Annotated in this window: 11 protein-coding genes and 1 other annotated feature; all 11 genes read right to left on the reverse strand. The window is 37.8% G+C overall.

All coding sequences use genetic code 11. The annotated features are described in order from the left end of the window. Positions 1-25: 25 nt before the first annotated feature. Positions 26-251: a binding site (T-box leader), on the reverse strand. Then, a complete protein-coding gene (thrS, locus tag BALCAV_RS07400) occupies positions 245-2,176 on the reverse strand; it encodes a threonine--tRNA ligase (RefSeq protein WP_004427288.1) in 1,932 nt (643 codons plus the stop codon). It overlaps the preceding feature by 7 nt. 387 nt (positions 2,177-2,563) lie before the next feature. After that, complete coding sequence (gene ytxC / locus BALCAV_RS07405; RefSeq protein WP_004427286.1) at positions 2,564-3,430, reverse strand: putative sporulation protein YtxC; 867 nt, start codon at positions 3,428-3,430, stop codon at positions 2,564-2,566. 334 nt (positions 3,431-3,764) lie between these two features. After that, entirely contained in the window at positions 3,765-4,877 is a 1,113-nt protein-coding gene (gene mqnC / locus BALCAV_RS07410; RefSeq protein WP_004427284.1) for a cyclic dehypoxanthinyl futalosine synthase, read from the reverse strand. Positions 4,878-4,998: 121 nt separating this feature from the next. Further along, positions 4,999-5,931 carry a primosomal protein DnaI gene (dnaI, locus tag BALCAV_RS07415; RefSeq protein WP_326938296.1) on the reverse strand — a complete coding sequence of 311 codons (933 nt, stop codon included), beginning with the start codon at positions 5,929-5,931 and terminating at the stop codon, positions 4,999-5,001. A gap of 16 nt (positions 5,932-5,947) precedes the next feature. After that, entirely contained in the window at positions 5,948-7,396 is a 1,449-nt protein-coding gene (locus tag BALCAV_RS07420; protein ID WP_004427282.1) for a replication initiation and membrane attachment family protein, read from the reverse strand. Positions 7,397-7,481: 85 nt separating this feature from the next. Beyond that, positions 7,482-7,940, reverse strand: coding sequence for a transcriptional regulator NrdR (gene nrdR / locus BALCAV_RS07425; RefSeq protein WP_004427281.1), 459 nt, complete (start codon positions 7,938-7,940; stop codon positions 7,482-7,484). A 207-nt stretch (positions 7,941-8,147) separates the two neighbouring features. Then, positions 8,148-8,549, reverse strand: a complete 402-nt coding sequence (locus BALCAV_RS07430) for a hypothetical protein (protein ID WP_004427280.1) — start codon at positions 8,547-8,549, stop codon at positions 8,148-8,150. Between the two features lie 198 nt (positions 8,550-8,747). Further along, positions 8,748-9,131, reverse strand: a complete 384-nt coding sequence (gene speD, locus BALCAV_RS07435; RefSeq protein WP_004427279.1) for an adenosylmethionine decarboxylase — start codon at positions 9,129-9,131, stop codon at positions 8,748-8,750. A gap of 382 nt (positions 9,132-9,513) precedes the next feature. After that, positions 9,514-10,125: a dephospho-CoA kinase gene (gene coaE / locus BALCAV_RS07440; protein WP_004427277.1), complete on the reverse strand. Its 612-nt coding sequence runs from the start codon at positions 10,123-10,125 to the stop codon at positions 9,514-9,516. Positions 10,126-10,140: 15 nt separating this feature from the next. Beyond that, positions 10,141-10,776 carry a sporulation membrane protein YtaF gene (gene ytaF / locus BALCAV_RS07445; protein ID WP_004427275.1) on the reverse strand — a complete coding sequence of 212 codons (636 nt, stop codon included), beginning with the start codon at positions 10,774-10,776 and terminating at the stop codon, positions 10,141-10,143. Between the two features lie 65 nt (positions 10,777-10,841). After that, positions 10,842-11,666 (reverse strand): DNA-formamidopyrimidine glycosylase, encoded by an 825-nt coding sequence (gene mutM, locus BALCAV_RS07450; RefSeq protein ID WP_004427273.1) that lies wholly within the window; start codon positions 11,664-11,666, stop codon positions 10,842-10,844. Positions 11,667-11,672 lie beyond the last annotated feature (6 nt).

Here is an 11,672-nt window from a genome sequence, read left to right on the forward strand (position 1 = left end):
GCAAATAAAAAACACCCATCCCCTAAAAAGGGACGAGTGTTCGTCGTGTTTCCACCCTTGTTTCCATACCCATACAGAATATGACTCCTCATACACGATAACGGGTGTGAGTCGGCTTCCATTACTTCTACTCGGTTCACGAAAGCAGTTCAAAGGTGGTAAGTAAAACGACGTATTAGAAAGCTCTCACCTTCACTTTCCTCTCTGCAAAATCGTCTCGTTTTACCTTTTGTCCTCATCAAAACTATTTTGTAATCTCTAATTTCATTTGTTCAATAAACTGTTCTAACGAAACAGAATCTGATTTCTGCTCCCCATACTTACGGATGTTCACAGCATTCGCTTCTGCTTCTTGATCACCTAATACGAGCATATAAGGTGTTTTTTGCATTTGCGCTTCCCGAATTTTGTAGCCAAGCTTTTCATCACGCTCATCAATCGTGACACGTGCTCCAATCGCTTGTAATTGCTCTTGAACTTTTTTCGCATAATCTAAATGCACTTCTGGAGAAACCGGGATGATTTGTGCTTGCACTGGAGCGAGCCAAGTTGGGAAAGCCCCTTTATATTCCTCGAGTAAGAAAGCAACAAAACGTTCCATCGTCGAAACAACGCCACGATGGACAACGACTGGACGGTGCTGCTGGCCATCTTCTCCAACATATGTTAAATCAAAACGCTCCGGTAATAAGAAATCTAATTGCACAGTCGATAAAGTCTCATCTTTTCCTAAAGCTGTACGAACTTGAACATCCAGTTTCGGACCGTAGAATGCCGCTTCGCCTTCTGCTTCATAATAATCGACATCAAGCTCATCCATTGCTTCTTTTAACATCCCCTGTGCTTTATTCCACATCGCATCATCATCAAAATATTTCTCTTTATCTTCTGGATCACGATATGATAAACGGAATTGATATTTATCAATACCAAAATCTTTATAAACCTCTGTAATTAGATGAACAACACGTAAAAACTCTTCTTTAATTTGATCGGGACGACAGAAAATATGAGCATCATTTAAAGTCATTCCCCGAACCCGCTGTAAACCTGATACCGCACCAGACATCTCATAGCGGTGCATCATCCCAAGTTCAGCAATACGTAATGGTAATTGACGATAACTACGCATGTCTTGTTTATAAACCATCATATGATGCGGACAGTTCATCGGACGAAGCACAAACTCTTCATTATCACGTTCCATCACCGGGAACATATCATCTTGATAATGGTCCCAATGTCCAGATGTTTTATATAACTCTGAACTACCTAAAATCGGTGTATAAACATGCTGGTAGCCTAAACGTTCTTCTTTATCAACGATGTAACGCTCAATTATGCGGCGAACTGTTGCCCCTTTTGGTAACCATAGCGGCAACCCTTGCCCTACCTTTTGCGATAAGGCAAAAATCCCTAATTCTTTCCCTAACTTACGATGGTCACGTTCTTTCGCTTCTTCCAAAAGGCGTAAATGCTCTTTTAAATCTTCTTTTGTAAAAAAGGCGGTTCCATATACACGTTGTAACATTTTATTTTTGCTATCGCCACGCCAGTAAGCACCAGCTAAATTAAGAAGCTTAAACTCTTTAATTTTATTTGTAGAAGGAACATGAATACCACGGCATAAATCAAAGAACTCTCCTTGCTCATAAATCGTTACTTGCTCACTCTCAGGAATCGCTTCAATTAACTCTAATTTATAAGGATCATCAATCGCTTTAAAACGTTGGACTGCCTCATTACGACTGACTTCCACTCGTTTAATCTCTACATTTTCCGCAATGATTTTTTTCATTTCTTTTTCAATCGCTTTTAAATCTTCAGGTGTTAAATTTTCCTCAGCATCAATATCGTAGTAGAATCCACCTTCAATTACCGGCCCAACACCAAATTTAGTTTGTGGAAATAAACGTTTAATCGCTTGAGCCATTAAGTGAGCTGTACTATGACGCATGATTTCGAGAGCTTCATCACTTCCAGCTGTGATGATTTCAATATTTCCACCTTCTGTTAATGGGGTACGTAAATCAACGAGCTCTCCATTTATTTTTCCAGCATATGCTTTTTTCTTTAATCCTGGACTGATCGATTGAGCAATGTCTTCAGTAGAAACACCATGATCAAATTCTTTTTTTGAACCGTCTGGGAAAATGATTTCGATTTGTTCTGCCATTTTTCTTCACTCCATTTCAATTCGTTACGCTATAAAGGTACTTATCATTAGACTTTTTTATACACAAAAAAACCCATCCCAAAAATAAGGGACGAGTAATCGTCGTGTTTCCACCCTTGTTCTCATCACGTAATGTAATACTACGTTCTGACTTCTCATACATGATAACGGCTGTGAGCCGGCTTCAGCTATTCCAAACAAACTTGTTTCACTGTCGCAGTTCAGAGGTGGTAAGCATCACGTCGTATTAGATGACTCTCACCAAATGTCACCCTCTCTTCAAACCGGTTCGCAATCCTCTTGTCCTCATCAATACTTCTTTACGCTGTAACTATGTTATGTAGTATTATATGGAGTGTTCAAAAGAAATGCAAGTGGAAGTTTAATTTATATATTTTTTTCATTCATAAAATCAAACAGACGATAGACTTGTAATCGTTCTTGGAAAATGGCCTGCAGTGAAAGGATCACACCATCATCTGAATGGTCGGAAAAGACCTTCACTTTTTTTGGTACAAGGCTCACTAAAGGACTAATGACCATTTCCTCCACATTCAAACCTTGTTCAAATATTAAATCGACTTCAAGATAAAATAAAATTTCTTCCTGTGTCACTTTACGAAAAGTTGAATCATAAAAAGTAAACTTTTGATTATCATGAACGACGTAAATAAGTTCATATTTCGCTTGTTCATTTTGAATAAATTGTCTAAAACTTTCAATCATGTTTTGATATTCTTGCTCAAGCATATATTCATCAATCGCCATTTCCACACAATCAATTAACATTTCCCCATAGCTCTTTAAACGAAAGGTAAGAAAGGGCTCATAATAAAAAGTCGTCTCTTCATCCAAACTATTCGCAAACGCTTGATAAATATGTTCATGTCGATCAAAAAAGGGAAGCAATGCAGGTAGATCATCTCGATCCCCTTCTAAAATCGATTTCGCTATAGCTAAAATTTGCTGTTGCTCCTCTTCATCATGAAAGAAAAACACCGATTCAATAATGTCTAATATCCATTCCTCTTCCTTCGAGCGAATCACATAATCCGTTAAAACAGACGTCACAAATGGGTGAAAGGAATCATAAAAGCTCACATACTTATTATGATAATGTAAATGAATCGTCTCATTCCCATCTAAAGCAACCGATGCCTCTAACCCCACATGCGAAAACTTTTTAAAATACTCACGTAATTGCTGAAATAATTGCTGGCAATGCTGTTCCTCTTCAAAGTGAATAGCTATCAACACCTATTCCTCCTTCCCCTATCGGTTCAATCGAATATCGCAGCTCAAACATCCACATTACTAGATATTTATACGAATTCCGCTTTTATTCGTTTAAACCAAAGGTACCTATCAATTCTTATATTATCTCGGTTCAGTATGCTCGTTTTTGTTCGCCTACTTCCATCCTATGTTGTCCAAAATAAATCATGACAGGTTAAAAAATTTTTTTCCTAATTATACGAGGGGGAGTAGGGTTAATAGCCGAAATAAGCAATAAAAAAACCTAGCTGCTAATAAAAGCTGCTAAGTTTTTTTGATTGATTATCCTTTTTCATATCATACGTCCACAAATTTAGTTTTGCATAATAAAATCTTTTTCTGCGGATTCGTTTTCTTCAAATGTACGGATAATGTTATATCTAGTATCACGTTGAGCTGGAATTTTTCCTGCTTCACGAATAAGTTGCAAAATTTGATTGGTATTCACTTTATGTGTCGTATTCGCAGCTGAAACGACGTTTTCCTCCATCATCGTACTGCCGAAGTCATTACAACCATATTCTAATGAAAGCTTTCCGACTTCAGGTCCCATCGTGACCCATGATGATTGGAAATTTTTAATGTTATCTAAGAAAATACGTGAAATCGCGACATTCTTCAAATAATCACGCGCTGTTAGTTTTTTATACTTACGTAGAGCCGTATTTTCTGGCTGTAATAACCAAGAGATATAAGCTGTGAAGCAGCCTGTTTCGTCTTGGGCATCACGAACACGTTGCATGTGTAAAGCACGTTCTTCATAAGATTCACCAAAACCGATAACCATAGTAGCCGTTCCATGCATGCCTACTTTTTTCGAAACCTTCATCGAATCAATCCATTGCTCCCATGTTACTTTCAAACGACTGACTCTTAATCTCGTTTCTTCTGTTAGAATTTCAGCACCACCACCAGGCATACTATCAAGACCGGCTTTATGAAGCTCGGACAATACTTCTTCAATTGAAAGGTTAGAAACCTCAGCAATTTTCCAAATTTCTGCTGGTGAAAAAGAATGCATCCAAATGTTCGGGAAACGTTCTTTAATCGCTTTTAACAAATCAGTATAATAATCAAGCTTAAGATTGGGATTTGTTCCACCTTGCATTAAAATTTCTGTTCCACCCACATCAATTGTTTCTTGAATTTTACGGAAAATAATTTCGTTATCTAAGACATAGCCTTCCTTTGAGTTAGGAGGACGATAAAAGGCACAAAAACTACAATATGTGTCACAAAAGTTTGTATAGTTTACATTACGTCCAATGACAAAAGTTGTAACGGGGTCTGGATGCCATTTTTTCATAATTTGATTGGCGACTTCACCAATTTTTTCAACTTCATCACTTTCATAGAGTTTCACGGCATCATCCATTGAAATACGTTCTCCATCCAATGCACGATTCAGAATTACATCGATGCTCATGATTTTTAAACCTCCATCAACAATCTAGAATATGTTCATCGTATCACAAAATCGACCTTTCGGAAAGCGAAGAAGATTGGAAAGTCATCCTAATGGAGAGCAAGCAAACCGCCAAGCAAAATTATGTTTGCCGACGGTTTTTCCCTTCAATCGTAATCAATTTTGTATAATGCCTGATTCGTTCCATAATCCGTAAAGCTTTTAACTCTTCAGTACCACTTTTATCAGAATACATTAAGTGTTTTTCGAGTCCTTCGTAATTGTAGTTCGAGGTGAAAACCGTCGGAAGTTTTTCAAACATTCGATGCTGTAAAATCGAACCCAATACTTCATCACGTACCCAAGGTGACATCGTTTCTGCTCCAATATCATCTAAAATTAAGACCTTTGCTTTTTTGACAGAGTTTAATTTCTCTTGAAAAGTTCCATTTCCGATCGAATTTTTCATTTCTGTAAAAAAGTCTGGTGTATAGACAGTAAACGTTTCAACTCCACGCTTCATTAGCTGATTAGCAATCGCTCCGACAATATACGTTTTGCCGACACCAAAACGACCGTATAAATAAAGCCCCATCGGATCCTCCCCAGGGTTCACATTTCCTGCAAATTCGATCGCTTCAGCAATCGCATCTGCCCGTTCACCATCAAAATCAATCGTTTGGAAATCTGCTTCGAATATTTCCCTAGGAATATAAAGAGACTTAATTAAATCATTTCGTTTTCTCCGTTCAACTTCATGTGCTTTTAAAGAACAGGCGTGGTAAGTTAAATCCAAATGTCCTCGACTTATGACTAGTTCAGGTTGATATCCTTGCATCATATTCGGGCATTTTTCTAAACCTGGACACTGTTCACAATGGTGGCGTTCCTTTTGATATTCAAATAATTTAATTAACCCTTGTTCAAGTGTTTCTTCGGTAAGCTCTGGTTTCTTAATGAGTGCCTTTTGAACGATCGGATCCTTAAGTAACTCACTTTTGGCCTGCTCCAATTTTTTATCCAAATTACCTCCGTCGTCCCACTGATTAAAAGCTGATTGAATCGTTCTCATCATATGTCACCACCTTTATCTATCCATTATTTAACTTCTTCAGCATTGCTTCAAATCGCTTTTTTGCATCCGAATTTGGTTCAGGTTCTGATTGTTTCTGTTCTACCTCTTTTTCAGTTCCACCACGATTTTGCTGTTTCTTTTCTTGCTCTCTATCCTTAACCAACCAATCAGGCAGTTGTTCTTGTCGTCCTTGTTGCTTTGAATTTTTTCTTTGCCCTTGTTTGGTCGTGCCCTGTTTCTGCTCTGCAGCTTTCTTTTTCTCTTGCTCAAACTTCGCAAGCTTCATTGCTTCAGGAACCGTTTTAACCTTTTTGCGAGCCCAATGCCCTGCGACTTTATCAATAAAGGCTTTTGATAATTTCATATCATGTTGCCAAAGCACATAATCCATCAAAACATTAACAACACCTGGATTTAATTGATGGTCGATTAACAAAGACTCAATAATTTTAACATCAGCAGCTGCTGGCTTCGAGCCATCCGAACGAATTTCTAATAATAAAAGGGGTGGCGTCGTTTCGTAAAAATGAATCGTTTTTTCCTCTTCAGTTGTCGGTTTGTTTTCATTGACGCGCTGATTTAACGGCTGAGTTTTCATTCCTAAAGCAGGAGGTTCATTTCCATTCTCCATCTTGTACCACTCTTGTGCTCTCTTTCTTAATTCAATAAGATTAATTTCTTCATCATGAACCATTGCTTGTGAGATAATCCGGCTCATCTCTAAAGGAGCAATTTGATACACAAAAGCAAGACGTAAAATTAAGTCCTTCACTTCGGGAGTAATCGCCTTATCAGGAACAATAAAGGAAGAAAGGTCCCTCTTCATTAACTCATAATCAAACTCCGAATCATAAATCTTAATAGAATCCTCGCGTTCGTTATCAATAAATTGCATATCCGTTTGTCCTTTTACATCTGACAAGGTTTCCGACCTAGAAGTAGGAGAAAGCTCTGAATGCTGCAACGACGTAAACACTTCACCAAATGAATACGTTAGCTCCTCATAACTAGTTTCATCCATTTTCTCCAAAGAAAAACGTTCCCGTAATTGTAAATAATGATTTTTTCCAATTCGATTATACAAAAAAACACTGTACACATCATTTTTAAAAAACTGCGCTGGCGACATCGGTGCCCTCAGTTGATACAAATATGTTGAATGTTCCTCATGGCTCTTTTTAAATGTTTTTAATAAACCGATTGCTTCTAATTTCTTTCGCTCTTCATAAATAGTTTGTAAATCTAAACCCATTTGCCCCATTAGTTGCCTATGAGTATGTTCCTCACACCAGTACTGGTCTTTTTCTAATAAATAATACAGCGTCATATAGAGACTACTTGCTAACGCCCCGATCAATGGCTGATATAAGAGGGTTAAGACATTCTTATCAGTATCACTTAACGGTGTTGTCAGACGAACGGTAAACCGATCAATTGGGATAAGTTCCTTCCAATGCCAACTCATAAATCTATTCCCTCTACTTTCATTTAAAGATATGGACGATTTGAAAAAGAGCCCTCAGCGACGTGCGCCTTAAGCTCCTTAAGGATTAACGATTTTTATTCATTAAGTCAGTTAGTTCTTTTATAAACACATTAATATCCTTGAACTGTCGGTAAACTGAAGCAAACCGTACATAAGCGACATCGTCAATATCAGCTAATTGCTCCATCACTAATTCGCCAACATCATGACTTTGTACTTCATTTGAACCTTTACCACGTAAATCACGTTCGACATTATTGACAATGTTCTCAAGCGTTTCAAGTGAGACCGAACGCTTTTCACATGCCCGAATCAATCCACGCAGGATTTTATCTCTACTAAATTCTTGTCTTGTCCCATCCTTTTTAACAACAATTAATGGAACCTCTTCAATCATTTCAAAAGTGGTAAATCGCTGGTTACAAGCTTCACACTCTCTTCGTCTTCTGATCGAACGACCTTCATGACTAGGTCTTGAGTCTAGCACTCTTGTTCCATTATGATGACAAGTTGGACATCGCATATAACCATCTCCAGTTTTTAACCATGACCTATTATTAGGCATCATTCATCTTATTATTCGATAAACATCATGAATCATTCTAAACAACTTCAGTTTGATCAGACAGACATCGAATCTCTTCAAATAGTCATCAAATGCTCAACCCTCATAAAACCGAACCTTTTTTATTACTATTATTTTATAAAAATTTTTCCGGCATGACAAGTCTTACAATAATTCATCACCAATTCCGGTTCCAATAAAGGTAAGAGTTTTATCAAGCTGTTCATAAAAGGAAATCACTTGCTTTTTACTTTTCCCAAAATCCGTTGGTAAAAGAGAGTCTGTTGAAATGGAAAAATCTACTGCCGTTTTAAAAGGGCGGACGGTAATAACTGTCGCAATAATGAGCTGTTTGGTTCCTTTTTGTTGTTGCCCAATGATTTCACCGCGTTCCAATTCTGCTCTCTTCACATGAAACCCATTTTTTTTAATAAGGTGCTCAACAGCTTCCATTACTTTTTCCTTTGAACCTTTATAATACCTTGTTTTTAATTGGTCATTTTGGTGTGCTTCTCTAGTTTCCGTACGATTACTTGAAATAAATACAATCACATCACGAAATCCCATAATACCACCCATCTCTTCATTTATGTATAAACAATATTATATCATAGAGAATGTTTTTTTTGGTCAACTATCCGTTGCCTTTTTTTACGATTAGACAATGAAAAGACCTGATGTGCTAAGGGTAGAGAAGAAAAAAAGGATTTGAATAAAAGGGACAAAAAAGAGAAGGTCTCCCTTCTCTTTTTTTCTTAACATCTATTACAATGCTTGTACTTTTGTTTTTTCAATTTTAACTGGTCCCATGCCACGTGGCACTTCGATTACCTCAGATGTTGTTGCATTTAAAGCTTCAGCAATATAATTAGATGCGACATTCGGATCAATAATGTCCCCACATGTATATACATCAATGCTTGCATATCCATGTTCTGGGAAACTGTGAATCGTCAAATGAGACTCAGAAATAATAACCACTCCGCTCACTCCGTGTGGAGCAAACTTATGAAAGGCTACTTCCCTAACCTCCGCTCCAGCTTTTAAAGCTGCGTCAACAAACACCTGCTCGATATAGTTCATATTATTCAACTTCTCCACATTACAACCCCATAATTCTGCGATAACGTGACGACCCATTGTGTCCATAAGTTGAATCCCCCTTTACAAAAAATATTCATGCCTTCTCAAGCATGTAGATACGTTCAACCACACGGGGGAAAGTTAGTCCAGAGAGGTCCTAACCCTTTCTGTAGCTAGACATATCAATTTTGCTTTAATTGAAGTTCACGAAAATCAGTATACTTGTTTTAATTCACGAATGCAACAGGAATTTTTAATTTTCCTTTTGCTTTTTGCGAATTTAGACAATTGGAACTTTACACCGATTTACCTTAACCCCAATCATCCTTTAGCTTAACCGTTTCTAAACAAAATATCAGATGAAGTCTGTATTTTATTTTTCCACCGTCACATCGATTCTCCATAGTCCCAGAACTAAAAAGCAAAAACAAAAAACACCTTCATCTTTTTACGGTGAAGGTGCACATATTTTCCAATCTGATATTAACTGTTCAATCTGCTCATACGTTTTTTCTAATACGTCATTATTAGAAATAATGGCATCCGCTCGCTCCACTTTTTCTTTTAACGGCATTTGTGCTTGAATTCGCTTTAATGCAGCCTCTTTGGTTGATTGATCTCGTGCCATCAAACGAGATAATTGAGTTTCCTCATCTACATAAACTAATAAAACCTTATCAACTAAATGGAATAAATCACTTTCAAATAAAAGCGGAATATCTAAGACCACTGTTTGATAACCTTCATTTAGCCATCTGTTTTTTTCTTCGACCATTCTTTGACGTACAGCTGGATGAACAATCTTATTTAGTTTTTCCCTCGCTAATGGATCATTAAAGACAATTTCACCGAGACGCTTTCGATGAAGGGTCTCATCTGAGGTGACTACCTCTTCACCAAATGTTTCAACAATTTTCTTGTAGGCGTCTTCATCAGGTTCAACCACTTCCCGAGCAATTTTGTCCGCATCAACAATCGGAATTCCTTTTTGTTTTAAATAAGTTGATACCGTCGACTTTCCGCTGGCAATTCCGCCTGTTAATCCAATAATTAGTGACATAAATTGTTAAACTCCTTATCCCAACAAACTTGATGCTCCTAAAATGATGAGAAGTAAACCAGGTATAAAAGAGAAACGTTGCATCAGTGCCGATGCTGAAAATCTACGCCCTAACCTCATTCCGATCGTTAAAAAGAACGCACTCATAAAGGCGACTGATATAGCTAATAAAAGAGGGGATACCCCAAGCAACGCCGCTCCTAAACCTGCTCCAAATGCATCCAATGAAAGAGCCATTCCTAATAAAAAAGCTTCCCTTCCACTAATTGTACCCGAATCATCTAAGTCTGCTGACATTGGATGCCGTAAAATTCGAATTACGACTCCAAGTATTTTGATTTCAAAGTTCCAAATAATCGGTTCTTGCCTTGTTGGTACTTCTTTTTCTTTCCTGAATACTTGATATAACGCATATAATCCAATAAAAATTAAAATAACCCCACCAATAGACCCCGCGGCCTCTGGTGAAACCCACTGTTGGATGACATTTCCAAGCCCCATTGAAATGAAAATCACAATCGCTGAGCAAGAGGCAATAAATAGTAACGATTTAATTGGCAACTTCATTTTTCTCAACCCATAAGTTAACCCTACACCAAAACTGTCTAAACTCACCGCAAGTGCTAACGCCAATAATGTAAAAACTCCCACTACAGGTCCGCTCCTTCCTTACGTTCCAATAGGATAGTATATGGAAGGAGCCTTTCCGAGGTACATTATTTTTGACAACTTGGACAGAAGTGAGTTCCACGACCTCCAACAACTGTTTTTAGTATCTCTGTTCCACAAACATTACAAGGCAATGACTTTCGACCATAAACATCAAGCCTTTGTTGAAACATCCCCATGTCCCCTTGACCATTCACATAGGATTTAACCGAGCTTCCTCCCATGTCGACGGCTTCTTGTAACGTTTCTCGAATTTTTTGATGGAGAATGATGATTTCCTCATCGGTAATTGATGAAGCTAGGCGTTCTGGGTGAATCCCAGAACGAAAAAGAGCCTCATCTACATAAATATTCCCTAATCCAACAACTGCTTTTTGATCAAGCAAAACAACTTTGACTTTTCGCTGTGTTTTTTCAAAAGCCAACCTTAAAATGTTTTGTTGAAATTGTTCTGAAAATGGTTCCACTCCTAGACCAAGTAACGGAGTAGCCGTCTCCTCTTCTCCCTTAAGGAAAAGGTGCATCGTCCCAAACTTTCGGACATCTTGATACCATAATTCAGTCCCATCCTCAAAGTGAAAGATCACATGAGTATGTTTTGTTCGTTCCTCTCCTTTTTGGTGGAGACCGTACCTCCCCTCCATTCTCAAATGAGAAACAAGGGCATAATCATCTAATTGAAAGATCAAGAACTTTCCACGGCGATTAATCCCCGCAATGGTTTGTCCTTGCAACATTTCTTGAAATATTTTTGCATCGTCAGGTTTTTTAATGATTTTTGGCCAGAGCACTTCTACTTCTTTAATTGTTTTGCCAACAACTAATTCGGTTAATGTCCGCTTTACTGTTTCTACCTCAGGTAATTCAGGCATTTCCTT

This window comes from Alkalihalobacillus alcalophilus ATCC 27647 = CGMCC 1.3604 (assembly GCF_000292245.2).
Classification (GTDB): Bacteria; Bacillota; Bacilli; order Bacillales; family Bacillaceae_D; genus Alkalihalobacillus; species Alkalihalobacillus alcalophilus.

Bases quoted from the DNA above. Each gene is read 5' to 3' on its own strand.
- nrdR (WP_004427281.1), bottom strand. From the start codon at position 7,940: ATGCGATGTCCAACTTGTCATCATAATGGAACAAGAGTGCTAGACTCA.
- dnaI (WP_326938296.1), bottom strand. From the start codon at position 5,931: ATGATGAGAACGATTCAATCAGCTTTTAATCAGTGGGACGACGGAGGT.
- coaE (WP_004427277.1), bottom strand. From the start codon at position 10,125: ATGTCACTAATTATTGGATTAACAGGCGGAATTGCCAGCGGAAAGTCG.
- mqnC (WP_004427284.1), bottom strand. From the start codon at position 4,877: ATGAGCATCGATGTAATTCTGAATCGTGCATTGGATGGAGAACGTATT.
- thrS (WP_004427288.1), bottom strand. From the start codon at position 2,176: ATGGCAGAACAAATCGAAATCATTTTCCCAGACGGTTCAAAAAAAGAA.
- speD (WP_004427279.1), bottom strand. From the start codon at position 9,131: ATGGACACAATGGGTCGTCACGTTATCGCAGAATTATGGGGTTGTAAT.
- mutM (WP_004427273.1), bottom strand. From the start codon at position 11,666: ATGCCTGAATTACCTGAGGTAGAAACAGTAAAGCGGACATTAACCGAA.
- BALCAV_RS07420 (WP_004427282.1), bottom strand. From the start codon at position 7,396: ATGAGTTGGCATTGGAAGGAACTTATCCCAATTGATCGGTTTACCGTT.
- BALCAV_RS07430 (WP_004427280.1), bottom strand. From the start codon at position 8,549: ATGGGATTTCGTGATGTGATTGTATTTATTTCAAGTAATCGTACGGAA.